This window comes from Rhizobium terrae, from assembly GCF_003425685.1.
Taxonomy (GTDB): domain Bacteria; phylum Pseudomonadota; class Alphaproteobacteria; order Rhizobiales; family Rhizobiaceae; genus Neorhizobium; species Neorhizobium terrae.
Genome location: NZ_QJKM01000011.1, coordinates 262,297 through 277,851 on the forward strand (window position 1 = coordinate 262,297; position 15,555 = coordinate 277,851).

Genomic DNA, 15,555 nt, shown 5'->3' on the forward strand with positions numbered 1-15,555 from the left:
CGTGATGCGCGTCAACGAACTGAATTTCTACCCCCTGAAAAGCGCCCGCGGCATTGCTCTGACCGAAGCCGAGATCGCCCCGGAAGGCATTCCCGGCGACCGCCGCATGATGCTTGCCGATCCGAGCGGCATGTTCGTCAACCAGCGGGACCTGCAGGCGATGGCGCAGCTGCAGGTTTATCCCGACGAGAGCGGGGTCCGTTTCGCAATGGACGGCAAGGGCGAATTCCGGACCCCTCGCCCGCCGTCCTACAGGCGCATCGACGTCGTCGTCTGGAAATCGATCGTCAGTGCGGCGGTTGCGGAAAAGGAAGCGAATGCGACGCTTTCCGGCTGGCTCGGCCGCGAGGTGCAGCTGGTGTTCTTCGACGACAACGCCAAGCGCACGGCGAGCGCCGAGTGGGCCGGTCCGGACACGCCGGTGACGTTCGCGGACGGTTACCAGATCCTCGTCACCACGACCGGATCGCTTGCGGCGCTCAATGCCGACATGGAAAAGCACGGCGAGGGTTCGGTCGGCATGGACCGTTTTCGCCCGAATATTGTCATCGACCATGACGAGCCTTTCGCGGAAGACAATTGGGAAGGCATCGAGATTTCCGGCATCCGCTTCGACTTCGTCAAACCCTGTGCCCGCTGCATCATGACCACGCAGGACCAGAAGACAGGCTCGCGCGAGACGCCGAGCCCGATGGCCGCCATGGGCCGCATCCGCATGTCGGCCGACCGGCGTGTGCCCGGCCCGCTCTTCGGCTGGAATGCCGTGCCGCGCGGCACCGGACGGATCAGGCTCGGCGAAGACGCGAGCGTGATCGCCTCGCGCGAGGGATGGGCGATCAAGCGGCGGGCGTGAGCGACGCGCGATGATAGAGACCGAGAGGCTCCTCCTGCGCCAGCCGCGGCTTGCCGACGTTCCCGCCCTCTTCACCTTCCTCGGCGATCCCAAGGCCATGCAGTTCACCCACGTGGACGGCACCTTGAAGGAATGCCGGCAGCGTGTGGCAGTGCACGAATGGCGCCGCCGGAAGGACGGTTACGCGCCCTGGACGGTGGAGATGAAGAAGACCGGCCGGATCATCGGCTGGGGCGGGCTTTACGACGATCCGTTCGATCCGGGCTGGGGCGTCGAGATCGGTTACTATTTTCATCCCGATGCCTGGGGCATGGGGTTCGGCAGCGAACTGACCAAAGCCGTCCTGCGGGAGGCCGACGAGGTACTGAAACTGCCGAAGGTCGCAGCCTTCGCGCGGCCTGAAAATGCCGCTTCCCGGCGGCTTCTCGAAAAGGCGGGCTTCGTCGAAATCCGGTACGTGCCGGAGATGCAACGCTTCTATTTCGAGCGCTTGCGGACGTGACGTTTCCGATACCGAAGGACGGCCGTCAGGGCTTCAGCGGGGACGCGCATCACCCGAGATTGCAAGGCGCAAGCCTAATCCTATCATCACCAGGCCTGCAAAACGATTCTGCCAGACGATTAGACCAGGCCGGCGCGCGAGCCAGCCGCCGAATGTTCCGGCTCCCAGAGCAACGGTGCTGAGGATAGCAAAATTCGAAAGTTTGGTGATCGCTCCCAACAGCAAGAGCTGGACGGTCACAGGCCAATCGTTTGCAGGATCCACAAATTGCGGCAGGAAGGCAAAAAGAAAAGCGAGCGCCTTCGGGTTCGTGAGATTGTTGATCGCACCCTCCCTTAGCGCCGCAGCGTCCGACATGGATACGGCTACCGGCCGGTCGGGCATGGGGCCACGTTTGGTCGAGCCCATGAGGAGCTTTACCCCGAGCCAGATGAGATAGGCTGCGCCGACAAAGCGGAGGATTTCGAAGGCCAATGGAGACGCGGCAAGCAGGGAAGCGATGCCGAATGCCAGCATCAGCAATTGCACAATGCCGGCAAGCAAGGTCATGCCGACGGCGCTTAAAAATGCGATCCTCCGACCCTGACCGATGCCGCGCCCGACCACGAGCACCATGTCCGGCCCGGGAGTGAGTTGAATTGCCAGCACGGCGGCATAGAAGGTCAGGAATGTACCGAGGTCAGGCATTGGCGCTACGCCGTCTCAATGGTCTTGTTTCAACGATTTCATTAAAGCCTTGTGATTCCAGTTTCGCAAGATGAAGGCGGAAGCCTCGTTGCAGGGCTATGATTGAACGTTCGGTTGGGCCTGCATGGTCTGGAGATCGATCGGCATCGAGATGTGTTCGTGGGCGATCAGCCACCGGCCTTTGATCTTGAGGAAGCCGGATGTCACGCGCACCCAGTAGTCCGCCGTGTCTCCGCCTGTCCTCGTGCTCCTGACGTGGCTCAGGCTGTGGCAGAATCCGACGTCGCCATTCGCCTCGATCCGCAAGTCGTGGATTTCGTAGTCGATCGGTCCTTCAACCGAAGCGAACCATGCCTCGAAATTCTTTCGATAGACATCTGCGCTTTGAACCTGCGTTGGCGGTCGGAGGTCGAAGACGACGGTGTCTGCCGCGTAATATGCCATCAAGGCATCAAGGTCCTTAGCGCGCAACGCTCGCGCCAGACCGTCGATGCGCGTTCGAATCTCATCTTCTTCAACGGTTGGGCTTGCAGCTGTCGGCATGACACTCTCCTGCAGATGGGAGCCATTCGGCTTCCCGGCTTCGGCAAAAGTCCGCCCGCGGCAAATCTACCACGGGCGGGCTCAGGCGCCAACCGACCAATCCGGATCTGATCAGTGGATGTATCGCGATTGTGCGCACCGCGTGCAGGCGGCCGCCTATTCTGCCGGGTTCAATGCGGCAGATGGCGAGGCCACCTGCCGCACGGGATTGTTCAGACGGCCGTAACCGAGGAGCATGGTGGCGAGTGCCGTGAGGCCGCCCGCAACCGCTACCCAGAAGCCGTTCGAGGCACCATAGGCATCGATGGTCCAGCCGGCGATCGAGGAGCCGACCGCAAAGCCGATGCCGACGCCGGTCATTGCGTAGGTGATGCCTTCTGTGAGCTGCGAAGAGGGCACGATGCGCTCGATCAGGCTCATGCCGGTGATGAAGGTCGGCGAGATCGCCGCACCGGCCAGGAAGACCACCAGCGTCAGCGCCCAGAGATTGCCGACGAAAGGCATGGGAAGCGTGGTGACGGCGGCGATCAGGCTCGCGAAGATCAGGCGGCGGGCGAGCGGCGTCTTGAACTTGATGGCGCCGATGACAAGGCCGACGATAAACGAACCGGCGGCGTAGGCGGAGAGGATATAACTTGCGGCACCCTTGTCGCCCATGGCTTCCGCAAAGGCGACGACCGCGACCTCGGCCGTACCGAAGATCGTGCCCATGCCGGCAAAGACTGTCACCACGAACCACATGGAGAGGAGCCGCATGACGGAACCGCTGCCGGTTTCGCGTTGCGGATCGACCTTAGGTTCGGTCGATTTCTGAGCGACAAAGAGGGTCGTACCGATCGCGAGAAAGGCAGCAGAGGCGAGAACGCCGGCTTCCGGGAAGAGGGAAACGCTGAGACCGATGCCGACGATGGGGCCGAAGATATAGACCACTTCGTCAAGCACGGATTCAAACGCGAAGGCGGTATGGAGTTCCGGCCGGTCGCGGTAGATCTCCGTCCAGCGGGCACGCACCAGGGCCATCATGCTCGGCATCAGGCCGGCAAAGAGCGCGAAGGCGAAGAGCGTCCAGTTCGGCCAGCGCTGCCAGGCCGCGGCGGCGAGCCCGACAAGCGCCAGAAAGGTGACGACGGTCGTCGGCACCAGCACGGCCGACTGGCCTTTCGCATCGATCCAGCGCGAAACCTGCGGGGAGATGAAGGCATTGGCGAGCGCGAACGTGGCGGAGACCGCGCCGGCGATCCAGTATTCGCCATGCGTCTGGGACAGCATGGCGACGGCACCGATGGTCGTCATCGGCAGCGGCAGGCGGGCGATGAAGGCTGCGGAGGAAAAACCTTTCGTCCCCGGCTGCCGGAATATTTCACCATAGGGGTTGGGCATGGCGGATTCCTTGTATTATCCTGGGAATAGCTTTACATACGCTGCGTATGAGAATTAGATAGAGACATACGTCACGTATGTCAACTTGCATACGTAACGTATGCGAAAATTTTCCGGAGTCCGCATGACATCTGAGATGGCACACAAGACGTCGCCCAGGCCGCGCAAGGAAATGATCGCCGAAACCCGGGCCAAGCTGATCGCCGCTGCCCGGCATGCGTTCGCGACCAAGGGGTTTGCCGAGGCCTCGATGGACGACTTCACGGCCGAAGCCGGGCTGACGCGCGGCGCGCTCTACCACCATTTTGGCGATAAAAAAGGCCTTCTGCAGGCGGTGATCGCCGAGATGGATGCGGAAATATCCGAGCGGCTCTGCACGATCTCGTCCCGGTCGGACAGCGCCTGGCAGGGTTTCGTCGACGAAAGCGTCGCTTACATCGAAATGGCACTCGAGCCGGAAATCCAGAGGATCATGCTGCTCGACGGTCCGGCGGTGCTGGGCGACCCCTCGCAATGGCCGAACCAGAGCGCCTGCATCCGCACCATGGCCGCCAGCCTGCAGACGCTCATCGACGAGGGCACGATCCGGCCGGTCGATCCGGAGGCGGCCGCCCGCCTCGTCAATGGCGCGACACTCAGCGCCGCCCTGTGGATCGCCAGCGCCGAGGACCCTCAGGCCGCCTCGAAAAAGGCGGTCGATGCCTTCGTGACGCTGGTTTCGGGGCTATTGAGGGAAAAGGGGGACGGTGCGAGGCGCTGACGGTCCGCCGCAAGAGATCACCGCGATCCGCCGTTGAAATCAGTTCATCGGCTGGACGACACCCCCAATCCGCCGGGCGCCTACTCTCCGTTTGTCTCCAGAGGCGCGCCAGGCAGATAGAGGGCGACCGGGCGGATTTCGTAGACGGCGGTCGGGTTGACCCGACGCAAGTCGCGGGCGGCGGCGACGGCGTCGTCCAAGGTCGGGAAATCCACCACGTAGAGGCCGAGCAGTTGTTCCTTGGTTTCGGCAAAGGGGCCGTCGGTGACGATGCCGGCACCCGGGCCGCGCAGGGTCACGGCGCTTTTTGTCGGCCCGAGGCGAGCGGCGGGGCCAAGCGACTTCTGCCTGACGAGGCGGTCGTTGACCGCCAGCAGTTCGGCCATCAGCGCGGCATCCTCCTCCTCGCTCCAGGATTCAACCACGCCTTCCGCGTGATAGGCCAGAATGGCGTAATACATGAATTGCCTCCCTCGTGAACGGACCCGACGGGCCGTTCCCGCCCGTCGCCCGAAAGCCGGGCCGGCGGACATGCGGGAACCTGCCGGACGGCGGCAATACACATGTTTGACCGTGGACGCGCAAGCCCCTTCAGGGTCGGGCATGCGAGGCAGTCCTTCCGGCCCGTTTCCCCATGTTTGCAACCGAGCGCGCCATCCACGTCTCCGCTCTACGCATGGCAGCTATTCCCAAAAGGCAGGTTGCCCCCTACCTTGACTACCAGCCAAAACGGATCGGCGATCCGCCGCCCTGCCCTTCTGCCGGCAAGTCCGTCCTCCGGCACCCCAAGCCCGCCCGCCCCGAAAGAGACTGCCCGCATGACACCTCGGTCCACCGGCCTCATCTTCGCCCTGACGGCGGTGAGCATCTTTGCGGTTCAAGACGGCATATCCAAGCATCTCGGCACGGCCTATCCGCCGATCTTCGTCACGATGATCCGCTACTGGACCTTTGCAGGTTTCGCGATCTTCCTCGCCAGCCGCTCGGCCGCCGGGCTGAGGAAGACCGCCGACGCCAACCGGCTGTGGCTGCAGATCGCCCGGGGCGTGCTGCTTTCCACCCAGATCGTCGTGTCGATCTTTTCCTTTTCGCGCGTCGGACTTGCCGCAACCCACACGATCTTTGCCGCCGGGCCGCTGGCGGTCGCCTGTCTTTCAGTGCCTATCCTCGGCGAAAAGGTGGGCTGGCGGCGCTGGACGGCGATCGGCATCGGCTTCATCGGCATCCTGCTGATCGTCAATCCACTGCAGGTCAATTTCGACGCCAGGATCGCCATCCCGATCGTCGCCACCGTGATGTTCGCGCTCTATTCGGTCCTGACGCGGCTCGCGAGCCGGACCGATACGGCCGATACCGCCTTTTTCTACACAGGCGTCGCCGGCGCCGTCTCGATCACCTGCGTCGGGCCGTTCTACTGGTCGCATATCACGCCCGGCGACTGGTTCTGGATGATGGTGCTCTGCATGACCGGCATGAGCGGCCACTATCTGCTGATCCGCGCCTACGATCTGCTCGACGCGGTGGCCGTGCAGCCGATATTCTACGTGCAGTCGGTGCTGGTCTGCATGATCGGCGTCTTCCTGTTCGGCGAGGTGATGACCGTCAACATGGTGGCGGGCTGCGCGATCGTCATCGGCGCCGGGATATTCACCATCTGGCGGGAGGCCAAGCTCGGCCGCATGCCCCAGGGCGAGGCCGACCCGCCAGGGAGCGCATAGGAAATGCCCGCCCTGGCCGGTCGAGGGAATCTTTCGCGGCCCATTTCGGCGCGACATGACCGCATCAATTGCGGTGATGGATTGCGTGAGCAAAAGTTGTTTTAGGAATCGCCCCCTGCGCGGTATGATTTCCTCCTGAATTCGAGGAGAAAGCCATGCCCACGTCCGCGTCCCCGGCCGCCCGCGCGTCCATGCCCTGGCTGATCATCATCGCCGGCGCGCTGATCGCCATGCTGACCTTCGGGCCGCGCTCGGCCATGGGTTTCTTCCAGCTGCCGATGCTGCACGATACCGGCTGGGACCGCTCCACCTTCGGGCTCGCCATGGCGATCCAGAACCTCGCCTGGGGGCTCGGCCAGCCCTTCTTCGGCGCGCTGGCCGACAAATACGGCACCGGACGGGTGCTGACGCTCTCCGGCCTGCTCTACGCCGGCGGCCTGATCCTGATGTCGAGCGCCCATTCGGTGCCGGTCCTCTATCTCTCGGGGGGCGTGATGGTCGGCCTTGCGGTCGGCGCCGGCTCGTTCGGCACGATCCTCTCCGCCTTCGCCCGCAACGTGACGCCGGAACAGCGCTCGGTCGCCTTCGGCATCGGCACGGCGGCGGGCTCGGCCGGCATGTTCCTGTTCGCGCCGCTCAGCCAGGCGCTGATCAGCACCTACGGTTGGTCGGACAGCCTCGTCATCATGGGTTTCCTGATGCTCGCCGTGCCGCTGCTCGCCTATCCGCTGCGCGGCAATTCCAGCTCCGGCAGCCAGTCGCAGTCCGAGGTCAAGCAGACGGTCGGCGAGGCCCTGCGCGAGGCTTTCGGCCACCGGAGCTACCTGCTGCTCACCTCCGGCTTCTTCGTCTGCGGTTTCCAGGTGGCCTTCATCACCGCGCATTTTCCGGCCTATCTCGGCGATATCGGCATCGACGCGCGTTATGCCGTGATCGCCATGGCGCTGATCGGCTTCTTCAACATCATCGGCTCGTTCGGCGCCGGCATGATCGGCCAGCGGTATTCGAAGCCCTTTTTCCTCGCCTATATCTACATCGCCCGCTCGGTGGCGGTGACGGCCTTCCTGATCCTGCCGCAGACGCCGTTCTCGGTGATCGTCTTCGCGATCGTCATGGGCCTGCTCTGGCTTTCCACCGTGCCGCCGACAAACGGCCTCGTGGCCATCATGTTCGGCACGCGGCATCTCGGCCTGCTCGGCGGCATCGTCTTCCTCTCCCACCAAGTAGGCTCGTTCCTCGGGGTCTGGATGGGCGGCTATCTCTACGACCGTTTCGGCTCCTACGACCCGGTCTGGTGGTTCGGCGTGGCGCTCGGCATCTTCGCGGCGATCGTCCACTGGCCGATCAAGGAAAAGCCCGTGGAACGGCCGCTGCCGGCCGCGCAGCCGGCGGAATAGCCCTCACTCCAGCGGACGAACCCAGAAATGCCGGTACTGGTCGTATACAGCCTGCGTCGGCGCCGGAAAGCCCGGATCGGCAAATGACCCGACGCCGATCGCGATCGCATCCGGTTTGCGCAGCGGCTCCCAGAAGACCGTGGATCCGCAATCCGGGCAGAAGTGAAGATTGACTGGAAAACCGCTGTCGGCTTGGCGCGACCAGCTCTTGCTGGCGCCTTCGATGCGCACCCGGGCGCGATCGTAGAAGGCTGCGATGCCATAGGTGCTGCCGGTGCGCTTCTGGCATTCAAGGCAATGGCAGAGCGAGACCTTGAGCGGGTCTCCCTGGCAGATCGCCCTCAGGCCGCCACAGGTGCAGGTCGCGATCCGCTTCATGAACCTCTCCTTCACCCTGCCTGCCGTTCGGGGTCCTGACTATCCGGCTTCCGCGCGAGCGCCTTGAGCGCTGCCTGGACGAAACCGTCGCGGGCCGCACTTTCCGCAAGCCCCCGCGGCTCGTAGACGTGCCGGTGCAGGAAATGGGCGGTCAAGCGGAAGGCTGCGGCCATGCTGTCGCGATCGGCGGCCCGCGCGGCGGCGCCGTCGCCGAGGAAACCCGGCAGAGCCAGCATGCGGTCCGCATAGGGCGCACCGGCATCGCGCGAGACGGCGCGGCCGCTCTTTGGCGAGACATAGACGAGGTTTTCGCGGATGCCGGTTGCGGCGCATTCGGAAAGATCGAGGCCGAAGCCGAGATCGTTCAGAACCGCGAGCTCGAAACGCACGAACAGTTCCCCGGCATCGGCCGGATCGTCCAGCGCTTCGAGGATGATATCAAGCGCCTCGAAGAGATGCGGGTGCGGATCGCGCTCGGGCAGCAGGCGCAGGAGCGCGCCCATGGCCTGAACGCCGTAGACGGCGGTGGCCGTCTCCATCAGCCTGGCTGCCCGCAGCCGCAGCGGCTCCAGCTTGAATTCGCCGAGATGCTCGTCAAGCCTGGCGCGCCAGACGGCCTCAACCCGATTGCCGGCCTGCAGCACGGGCTGCATGGCCCGCGAGCGGCCCGAGCGCACGAGGCCGAGATGTCGGCCACGCTCGCGGGTCATCAGTTCGGCGATGACGCTCGTCTCGCCGTGGCGCTTGACGCCGATGATGATCGCTTCGTCCTGCCACTGCATGTGTCGGTTCAACGTCCTTTCAGGGTGATTCAGTTCTACCCGATAAGCGGTTCGGACTGAATCTTTTTTAGATGCCGCGAAACTTCCCTCACATTGCGAGTATCTGCCGCGGCGATTGGAACAAATTGACCTTCGCCGCAATTTCCCTGCGGAAATTCGACGCCCTGTCAGCCCTGGGGAGATTCCATGAGACACGTCATCCTTGCCGCCGCGTTCGTCGCGCCCTTTGCCGCCTTGGCCGCCGCCGGCCTATCGTCCTCCCCCGCCGCGGCGCAATCGCCACAAATCGAACAGGCCTGCATCGCCGTCGCCAAGAATTTCCTGCTGGTGCCCGCCATCAAGACCGGCATCGTACAGTCCTTCCCTGAACTCGATCCACCCGGCGCACGGCTGACCTATTCCACCCGCGAGGATGCAAAGCCGACCGATTTCAACAACGAGATCGAATGCGAGTTCGACAAACCGCAGCCGCCCTTCAACCTCATGCGCTTCTGCATTTCCAAAACGTGCTACGGGCCGAACGAACAGGAGCAGGAAAACCGCCGACGCTACCAGGAGGTGAAGGCGCTGATGGACCGGCAGAAAAAATAGGCCCGCAACCGGCCATCATCCGCCCGTCGGCGTCTTTCCCCGTCATGAGCGGCGAGAGAGCTTTTGCGCGCGGCAACATTCAGTTCAGGATTTGGGAAATTCCAGTCCCATCTCGCGGAAGCGCTCCGGATCGTCGCCCCAGTTCTCGCGCACCTTGACGAAGAGGAAAAGATGGACCGGCTGTTCGAGGATTTCGGAAAGCTCCTTTCGCGACGCGGTGGAGATCGCCTTGATCGCTTCGCCGTTCTTGCCGAGGGCGATCTTCTTCTGGCTGTCGCGCTCGACATAGATGACCTGCTCGATCCGGACCGAGCCGTCTTTGCGCTCCTCCCATTTTTCCGTCTCGACATGCGAAGCGTAAGGAAGCTCCTGATGGAGGCGCAGGAAGAGCTTTTCGCGGGTGATTTCGGCGGCGAGCTGACGCATCGGCAGATCGGAAATCTGGTCCTCGGGATAATACCAGGGGCCTTCCGGCAGGATGGCGGCCAGATAATCCATCAGGTCCCCGCAACCCGAACCCGATGTCGCCGAAATCATGAAGGTCCGCTCGAAGGCGACGAATTCATTGGCGGCGGCGGCGAGCTTCAGGAGGTCTTCCCGCTTCACCTGGTCGATCTTGTTGAGCACCAGGATCTTCGGCTGGTGGACCTCTTTCAGGCCTTCAAGAATTGCTTCGGCATCGCCGCGAATGCCGCGTTCGCTGTCGATCAGCAGCATGATCAGGTCGGCATCCTTGGCGCCGCCCCAGGCAGACGTCACCATGGCACGGTCGAGCCGGCGGCGCGGCTTGAAGATGCCGGGCGTATCCATGAAGACGATCTGGGCGTTGTTGTGGATGGCGATGCCGCGCACGATGGCGCGCGTCGTCTGCACCTTGTGGCTGACGATCGACACCTTGGCGCCGACGAGGCGGTTCATCAGCGTCGACTTGCCGGCATTGGTGGGGCCGATCAGCGCCACGAAACCGGAATGGGTCGGGCTGGATTGGGTCTGGCCGGCTTCAGTCTCGTCGGCCGCGATGTTTTCGTTTTCGGTCATATCGTCCAATCAATCTTCGGCGGGCTTCTGCCACACGCCTTCGCGTTCGAGCATTCTTGTCGCGGCCACCTGTTCGGCGGCGCGCTTCGAGCGGTCGACGCCGGTTTCCGGCGCCACGCCCGTCACCTCGACCGTCACCGTGAAGCGCGGATCATGATCCGGACCGGAGCGGTCGTCGACCCGGTAGGCGGGTGTCAGGCCGAATTTCGCATGCGCCCATTCCTGCAATTCGGTCTTGGCGTCGCGCCTTGCGCCGTCGGCCCGGACGGCACGGCTTTCCCAGTGCTTCAAGATGAAGGCGCGCGCCGCCTCCAGCCCCCCATCCAGATAGAGCGCGGCGATCAGGCTTTCCACCACGTCGGCGCGGACGTTCATCATCCGCTTGCCGGTCAGCTTCTTCACGTCGGCGCCGGTGCGGATGAAGCGGTGCAACTCCAGCTCGTCCGCCACAAGCGCACAGCTTTCAGCGCTGACGAGCTGATTGAGGCGGACGGAAAGCTCGCCTTCCGCCGCCGTGCGGAACATCTTGAACAGCAGCTCGGCGACGCAGAGCCCCAGCACCCGGTCGCCCAGGAACTCCAGCCGCTCGTAATTGGCGCTCTTGGCGGAACCGGTGCTCGCATGGGTGAGCGCCCGGTCAAGCCACTGCTTGTCGGCGAAGCTGTGGCCGATCGCCGTTTCCAGCTGACCGCGCTCCTCCGCCGAAAGCGTCTTCGTTTTCATCACTCGACGACCTTGAAAATCCGATCCCAGCGCATGTTGGTCGGCCATTTCCAGATCTCGCGGAAGGACGTGTCGTTGCCGAGCGAGAAGAAGATGATGCTGGCGCGGCCCACGAGGTTTTCGGCCGGAACCATGCCGACGTCGAAGCGGCTGTCGAGTGAATTGTCGCGGTTGTCGCCCATGAAGAAGTAATGGCCTTCGGGAACCACGAATTCCTGGGTGTTGTCGCCGCGCGAAACCGGCGAATGGTCGAGCGTGTCATAGGTCACGCCATTGTCCAAGGTTTCACGGAAAACCGGCACGTCCGTGCCCGGATCGAGGCTGTAATCGGAGGTGAAGGTGCCGTCCGCCTGCTTCGGCACCGGCTTGCCGTTGACGAAGAGCACGCCGTTGGTGACCTGCACCTTGTCGCCGGGAAGGCCGATCAGGCGCTTGATGTAATCGATGTCCGGGTGGCTCGGCAGACGGAAGACGATGACGTCGCCGCGCTTCGGTTCGCTGAATTCGAAGATGCGGCCGGAGAAGAGATCCGGCGAGAACGGCAGCGAATATTTCGAATAACCGTAGGCGAACTTGTTGACGAAGATATAGTCCCCGACCAGCAGGGTCGGCATCATTGAGCCGGACGGGATGGTGAAGGGCTGGAAGAGGACCGTGCGGATCACCATCGCCAAGAGCAATGCCTGGATGATGACCTTGATGTTTTCCCACAGGCTGTTCTGCGACTTCGTCTCGGCTTTTTCGGACACGTTCTGAATTCTTTCTTTCGTCGGCGGAGTGCCGCTTTCTAAACCCTTCGCAAAGCCGCGGCAATGGCTGATCGGAGGGGCGGCGGGACCTCTTCGGATCACGAGACCGCTATCGACCGGCGGCGGGCCTCGCCTCGATCACCACGAAGGCCTGTGCGTAAGGATATTCGTCGGTGATGGTGATATGGATCACCGGCTCGTGGCCGGCGGGCATCATCTCCGCCAGCCGTTCGCCGGCGCCGCCGGTCAAAACCATGGTCGGGCGTCCGCCGGGCAGATTGACGACGCCCATGTCCTTCCAGAACACGCCCTGGGCAATGCCGGTGCCGAGCGCCTTCGAACAGGCCTCCTTGGCGGCGAAGCGCTTGGCATAGGAGGCGGCGCGGTTCTCCCGGCGGTCGGATTTTGCCCGCTCGATATCGGTAAAACAGCGATGCGTGAAACGCTCGCCGAAACGTTCGATGGATTTTTCCACGCGTCTGATGTCGATGAGGTCGCTGCCCATGCCGATGATCATGCGGTTTTCTTCCTGCGCCTTGCCGGTTCCAGAGCATTTCCGGCGAAAACGGAGCGCCTCCAATGCCCTATCTCTTTGTTCGACGCAATTCCGGACGCAAAACCGGTTCCCACTTTTGCTGGAATTGCTCTACTTTGTTTCGCGCAATTCCGGACGCAAAACCGTTCCCACTTTTGCTGGAATTGCTATGCTGACTTGAGCGCTGCGGCGCGTGCCGTCAAGCGTTCCAGGCGCCGGTTGCGGAAACTGCGCACAGCGCAATAGGTGACGACATAAAAGACGAGGCCGCAGGCAAGGCCCGGCGGGATCGAGCCGATCAGCATCGGCTCCAGGATCGGCCGCCACAGCTGCGACAGGTCGAGATGGGAAAACAGCGCCGCCAGATCGAGATGGGAATGGCCGCTCGTATCGCGTCCGAGAATGGCCTGGCCGATCTCCCAGGTCAGCGGCCAGATGATCGGCAGGGTAAGCGGGTTGGCGAAGGCGGTGCCGAGCGCGGCGGCGATCATGCTGCCGCCAAGCAGATAGGCGACCGGAATGGCGAGGAGGATGTGAATGCCGAGAATGGGCGTCCAGGCGCTGACGACGCCGACCGCAAGCCCCGCCGCCACCGCATGCGGCGAACCACCGATGCGCATCACCTTGAGGCGATAGTAACCGAGGCTGCGGCGAAAACCGCCCGGCGGAAGAACCGCTCTGACCAGTCTTTCACGAAATCCAAGCGGCGTGCGGCGGCGAAACGGCATGGGCAATCAGGCTCGGCAATTCTGGTTCTGCAGCCGGGATCTTCAGCAGATCTTCGCCGGCCGCGGGACGCTTCAACGAAATATGCGGCGATAGCCGAAGCCGACGATGATGGCGAAAGTAGGCCGGACGGATGCGATCGTGGGTTTTGCCGCGGCAAATACTCCCCTCGCAGGGACTGGAACCCTCCATCCACGGCAAACGCGCGGCTCATGTCCCGCGCGTCGAAGGATAGCGCAGATTACAGACCGGAATTGCGGAACATCCCGCGGTCGATCTGGCGCATGCGGAATTCGAGATCGATCCGATCCCTGGCTTCGTTGAGATAGGCGATCTCGCGATCCTGAACGGTCGGGACACGGAAGGCACGGGCGATCTTGCGGACTTGGTCAAACATGACGTTTTCTTTCTCTCTCATATTGCACCGCAGCAATATAGGATTTCGCGGGATGTTTGACCAACGCCGCAACCGCCGGTCAGGGTTGCACGGAGAGCATGGCGGGTTAATGGAGTGCACGGGGAATGGGCAGAGACGGATGAGGTCCACTATGGAGCCGAGGAACGAACCCGCTGCGCGGGAGGGCGTCTGCGGTTGAGATAGAGGGCACAGGCTGGAGGTTGCGCCTGGGTTGAACGTCGTCCGGCCAGGGCGGAGCATGACGAGCTTCTTCAACAAGGAGCCTGACCATGCAGTACCCCCATCTCGACACGCCCGTCAGCCCGCTGCGCCAGCGGTTGATCGACGACATGAACATGCGACGTTTCTCACGCGAAACGCAGCGCAACTATCTCCGCGACATCGGACGCCTGGCGACCTTCCTCGGGCGGTCACCAGACACGGCGACCGCCGACGACCTGCGCCGGTTCCAGATCGAGCAGCAGAACGATGGCGTTCCCGTTCCGACGATGAACAGCATCGTGTCGGCGTTACGCTTCCTCTTCACCCAGACCCTCGACCGCCCGGACCTGGCGCGCAGGCTCGTCCGGCTGGCGTATCCGCGTAACCTGCCTGTGGTGCTGAGCCGCGACGAGGTTGCCCGGTTACTCAATGCCACCACCTGCCTCAAGCATCAAGCGGCATTGTCGGTCGCCTATGGCGCCGGCCTACGTGTCGCGGAGGTCTCGATGCTGAAGGTTGCCGACGTCGACAGCGAGCGGATGTTGCTGCGCGTCGAGCGTGGCAAGGGCGGGCGCTATCGCAATGCCATGCTTTCGGAGGACCTGCTCACCCTGCTGCGCCAGTGGTGGAAGGTGGGGCGGCAGCAGGGTGTGATGCATCGCGACGGCTGGTTATTCCCTGGCCAACACGCAATGAAGCCGATCAGCACGCGGCAGCTCTATCGGATCGTCGTTGAGGCGGCCCAGGCCGCCGACATCGCCAAGCGGGTCGGGCCGCATACGCTGCGCCACAGCTTCGCCACCCACCTGCTGGAGGACGGCACGGACATTCGGATCATCCAGGTCCTGCTCGGGCACGCAAAACTCAACAACACCGCCCTCTACGCCAAGGTGGCGACCAAGACGGTCCGCAGGGTTACGAGTCCGCTCGACAAACTCGGCCTGTTCAAGCCGGAAGAAGCTTTCCCCGACGGTTGAGCCTTGCGTGCCTCGATCGAGGTCGCCGACATCTTCCGTGCTGCCGGCGCGGCGTACCGGCGCGCGCATGCAGGACATATGAGCCTGCCGCAACTGAAGGTGATGTCGGCGGTCGAGAACTGCCGCACTGCTGCCCTCGGCGGTCACGTCGAGGCCTGCGAGGACTGCGGCCAGCGGCGGATCGCCTACAACTCCTGCCGCAATCGGCATTGCCCAAAGTGCCAGGGCGCAGCGGCACGCACATGGCTTGCCGAACGCGAGGCTGATCTGCTTCCAGTCGGCTACTTCCACGTCGTGTTCACCCTGCCGGCCGAGGTCGCCGACATAGCGTTCCAAAACAAGGCGCTTGTCTACGACCTGCTGTTCAAGGCGGCGTCGGAGGCGATGCTGACCATCGCGGCCGATCCGAAGCACCTCGGCGCGCGCATCGGCATCACCGCCGTGCTCCACACCTGGGGATCGGCGATGACGCACCATCCGCATGTGCACATGATCGTTCCGGGCGGCGGCATCACGCCAGACGGAAGCCGATGGATATCATCGCGCCCGGCCTTCCTGCTTCCCGTACGCGTACTCGGCAAACTGTTTCGACGGCTG

Annotated in this window: 20 protein-coding genes; 8 read left to right on the top strand and 12 right to left on the bottom strand. The window is 63.3% G+C overall.

Annotated elements, in window-relative coordinates; genetic code table 11:
- The first annotated feature begins 4 nt into the window (after window positions 1–4).
- Together DMO26_RS21730 and DMO26_RS21735 are read left to right on the top strand one after the other, a co-directional pair.
- Entirely contained in the window at window positions 5–853 is an 849-nt protein-coding gene (locus DMO26_RS21730) for an MOSC domain-containing protein (RefSeq protein WP_117194235.1), read from the top strand.
- A gap of 10 nt (window positions 854–863) precedes the next feature.
- On the top strand, window positions 864–1,355 hold the full coding sequence (locus tag DMO26_RS21735) for a GNAT family N-acetyltransferase (RefSeq protein ID WP_117194236.1): 492 nt from the start codon (window positions 864–866) through the stop codon (window positions 1,353–1,355).
- A 33-nt stretch (window positions 1,356–1,388) separates the two neighbouring features.
- Here the strand turns inward: DMO26_RS21735 and DMO26_RS21740 are convergent, their stop codons facing one another.
- The 3 genes from DMO26_RS21740 to DMO26_RS21750 all read right to left on the bottom strand — a co-directional run bounded on the left by DMO26_RS21740 (window position 1,389) and on the right by DMO26_RS21750 (window position 3,965).
- On the bottom strand, window positions 1,389–2,042 hold the full coding sequence (locus DMO26_RS21740) for a LysE family translocator (RefSeq protein WP_117194237.1): 654 nt from the start codon (window positions 2,040–2,042) through the stop codon (window positions 1,389–1,391).
- A gap of 96 nt (window positions 2,043–2,138) precedes the next feature.
- Complete coding sequence (locus tag DMO26_RS21745; RefSeq protein WP_117194238.1) at window positions 2,139–2,585, bottom strand: YybH family protein; 447 nt, start codon at window positions 2,583–2,585, stop codon at window positions 2,139–2,141.
- 156 nt (window positions 2,586–2,741) lie between these two features.
- The gene (locus DMO26_RS21750; RefSeq protein ID WP_117194239.1) at window positions 2,742–3,965 is read right to left on the bottom strand and encodes an MFS transporter; all 1,224 of its coding nucleotides are present in this window, start codon (window positions 3,963–3,965) and stop codon (window positions 2,742–2,744) included.
- A gap of 124 nt (window positions 3,966–4,089) precedes the next feature.
- On the opposite strand from DMO26_RS21750, the gene DMO26_RS21755 reads away from it, so the two are divergent.
- Window positions 4,090–4,725: a TetR/AcrR family transcriptional regulator gene (locus DMO26_RS21755; RefSeq protein WP_226951378.1), complete on the top strand. Its 636-nt coding sequence runs from the start codon at window positions 4,090–4,092 to the stop codon at window positions 4,723–4,725.
- An 80-nt stretch (window positions 4,726–4,805) separates the two neighbouring features.
- On the opposite strand, the gene DMO26_RS21760 is transcribed toward DMO26_RS21755, so the two are convergent.
- Window positions 4,806–5,186, bottom strand: a complete 381-nt coding sequence (locus tag DMO26_RS21760; protein WP_117194241.1) for a YciI family protein — start codon at window positions 5,184–5,186, stop codon at window positions 4,806–4,808.
- A 357-nt stretch (window positions 5,187–5,543) separates the two neighbouring features.
- Between DMO26_RS21760 and DMO26_RS21765 the strand changes: the two genes are divergently transcribed.
- The gene (locus tag DMO26_RS21765) at window positions 5,544–6,443 is read left to right on the top strand and encodes a DMT family transporter (protein WP_117194242.1); all 900 of its coding nucleotides are present in this window, start codon (window positions 5,544–5,546) and stop codon (window positions 6,441–6,443) included.
- Between the two features lie 155 nt (window positions 6,444–6,598).
- Complete coding sequence (locus tag DMO26_RS21770; RefSeq protein WP_117194243.1) at window positions 6,599–7,840, top strand: MFS transporter; 1,242 nt, start codon at window positions 6,599–6,601, stop codon at window positions 7,838–7,840.
- A 3-nt stretch (window positions 7,841–7,843) separates the two neighbouring features.
- Here the strand turns inward: DMO26_RS21770 and DMO26_RS21775 are convergent, their stop codons facing one another.
- Both DMO26_RS21775 and recO read right to left on the bottom strand, forming a co-directional pair.
- Window positions 7,844–8,218 carry a GFA family protein gene (locus DMO26_RS21775; protein WP_117194244.1) on the bottom strand — a complete coding sequence of 125 codons (375 nt, stop codon included), beginning with the start codon at window positions 8,216–8,218 and terminating at the stop codon, window positions 7,844–7,846.
- 11 nt (window positions 8,219–8,229) lie between these two features.
- Window positions 8,230–9,000 (bottom strand): DNA repair protein RecO, encoded by a 771-nt coding sequence (recO, locus tag DMO26_RS21780; RefSeq protein WP_117194245.1) that lies wholly within the window; start codon window positions 8,998–9,000, stop codon window positions 8,230–8,232.
- A 186-nt stretch (window positions 9,001–9,186) separates the two neighbouring features.
- Here recO and DMO26_RS21785 point away from each other — a divergent pair, with 186 nt between their 5' ends.
- On the top strand, window positions 9,187–9,591 hold the full coding sequence (locus DMO26_RS21785) for a hypothetical protein (RefSeq protein ID WP_117194246.1): 405 nt from the start codon (window positions 9,187–9,189) through the stop codon (window positions 9,589–9,591).
- Between the two features lie 84 nt (window positions 9,592–9,675).
- On the opposite strand, the gene era is transcribed toward DMO26_RS21785, so the two are convergent.
- From era to DMO26_RS21815, 6 genes are all read right to left on the bottom strand, one after another.
- Window positions 9,676–10,629 (bottom strand): GTPase Era, encoded by a 954-nt coding sequence (gene era / locus DMO26_RS21790; RefSeq protein WP_117194279.1) that lies wholly within the window; start codon window positions 10,627–10,629, stop codon window positions 9,676–9,678.
- A gap of 9 nt (window positions 10,630–10,638) precedes the next feature.
- Entirely contained in the window at window positions 10,639–11,355 is a 717-nt protein-coding gene (gene rnc, locus DMO26_RS21795; protein WP_117194247.1) for a ribonuclease III, read from the bottom strand.
- Window positions 11,352–12,101, bottom strand: coding sequence for a signal peptidase I (gene lepB, locus DMO26_RS21800; protein ID WP_117194248.1), 750 nt, complete (start codon window positions 12,099–12,101; stop codon window positions 11,352–11,354). The genes rnc and lepB overlap by 4 nt, the downstream gene beginning before the upstream one ends.
- A gap of 109 nt (window positions 12,102–12,210) precedes the next feature.
- Window positions 12,211–12,618 (bottom strand): holo-ACP synthase, encoded by a 408-nt coding sequence (gene acpS / locus DMO26_RS21805; RefSeq protein WP_117194249.1) that lies wholly within the window; start codon window positions 12,616–12,618, stop codon window positions 12,211–12,213.
- Between the two features lie 185 nt (window positions 12,619–12,803).
- Window positions 12,804–13,364, bottom strand: coding sequence for a DUF2062 domain-containing protein (locus DMO26_RS21810; RefSeq protein WP_117194250.1), 561 nt, complete (start codon window positions 13,362–13,364; stop codon window positions 12,804–12,806).
- Between the two features lie 239 nt (window positions 13,365–13,603).
- Window positions 13,604–13,759 carry a DUF3563 family protein gene (locus DMO26_RS21815; RefSeq protein WP_117194280.1) on the bottom strand — a complete coding sequence of 52 codons (156 nt, stop codon included), beginning with the start codon at window positions 13,757–13,759 and terminating at the stop codon, window positions 13,604–13,606.
- Between the two features lie 290 nt (window positions 13,760–14,049).
- Here DMO26_RS21815 and DMO26_RS21820 point away from each other — a divergent pair, with 290 nt between their 5' ends.
- Entirely contained in the window at window positions 14,050–14,958 is a 909-nt protein-coding gene (locus DMO26_RS21820; protein WP_117194251.1) for a tyrosine-type recombinase/integrase, read from the top strand.
- Window positions 14,959–14,961: 3 nt separating this feature from the next.
- Window positions 14,962–15,555 (top strand): IS91 family transposase (locus DMO26_RS21825; protein ID WP_162895013.1); only part of this gene is annotated, 594 nt, incomplete at its 3' end.

Coding starts and splice junctions, on each gene's coding strand:
- DMO26_RS21815 (WP_117194280.1), bottom strand. CDS start 13,759: ATGTTTGACCAAGTCCGCAAGATCGCCCGTGCCTTCCGTGTCCCGACC.
- DMO26_RS21735 (WP_117194236.1), top strand. CDS start 864: ATGATAGAGACCGAGAGGCTCCTCCTGCGCCAGCCGCGGCTTGCCGAC.
- DMO26_RS21775 (WP_117194244.1), bottom strand. CDS start 8,218: ATGAAGCGGATCGCGACCTGCACCTGTGGCGGCCTGAGGGCGATCTGC.
- DMO26_RS21755 (WP_226951378.1), top strand. CDS start 4,090: ATGACATCTGAGATGGCACACAAGACGTCGCCCAGGCCGCGCAAGGAA.
- acpS (WP_117194249.1), bottom strand. CDS start 12,618: ATGATCATCGGCATGGGCAGCGACCTCATCGACATCAGACGCGTGGAA.
- DMO26_RS21810 (WP_117194250.1), bottom strand. CDS start 13,364: ATGCCGTTTCGCCGCCGCACGCCGCTTGGATTTCGTGAAAGACTGGTC.
- DMO26_RS21760 (WP_117194241.1), bottom strand. CDS start 5,186: ATGTATTACGCCATTCTGGCCTATCACGCGGAAGGCGTGGTTGAATCC.
- recO (WP_117194245.1), bottom strand. CDS start 9,000: ATGCAGTGGCAGGACGAAGCGATCATCATCGGCGTCAAGCGCCACGGC.
- DMO26_RS21820 (WP_117194251.1), top strand. CDS start 14,050: ATGCAGTACCCCCATCTCGACACGCCCGTCAGCCCGCTGCGCCAGCGG.
- DMO26_RS21740 (WP_117194237.1), bottom strand. CDS start 2,042: ATGCCTGACCTCGGTACATTCCTGACCTTCTATGCCGCCGTGCTGGCA.
- DMO26_RS21770 (WP_117194243.1), top strand. CDS start 6,599: ATGCCCACGTCCGCGTCCCCGGCCGCCCGCGCGTCCATGCCCTGGCTG.
- DMO26_RS21750 (WP_117194239.1), bottom strand. CDS start 3,965: ATGCCCAACCCCTATGGTGAAATATTCCGGCAGCCGGGGACGAAAGGT.
- DMO26_RS21730 (WP_117194235.1), top strand. CDS start 5: ATGCGCGTCAACGAACTGAATTTCTACCCCCTGAAAAGCGCCCGCGGC.
- DMO26_RS21745 (WP_117194238.1), bottom strand. CDS start 2,585: ATGCCGACAGCTGCAAGCCCAACCGTTGAAGAAGATGAGATTCGAACG.
- DMO26_RS21785 (WP_117194246.1), top strand. CDS start 9,187: ATGAGACACGTCATCCTTGCCGCCGCGTTCGTCGCGCCCTTTGCCGCC.
- era (WP_117194279.1), bottom strand. CDS start 10,629: ATGACCGAAAACGAAAACATCGCGGCCGACGAGACTGAAGCCGGCCAG.
- DMO26_RS21765 (WP_117194242.1), top strand. CDS start 5,544: ATGACACCTCGGTCCACCGGCCTCATCTTCGCCCTGACGGCGGTGAGC.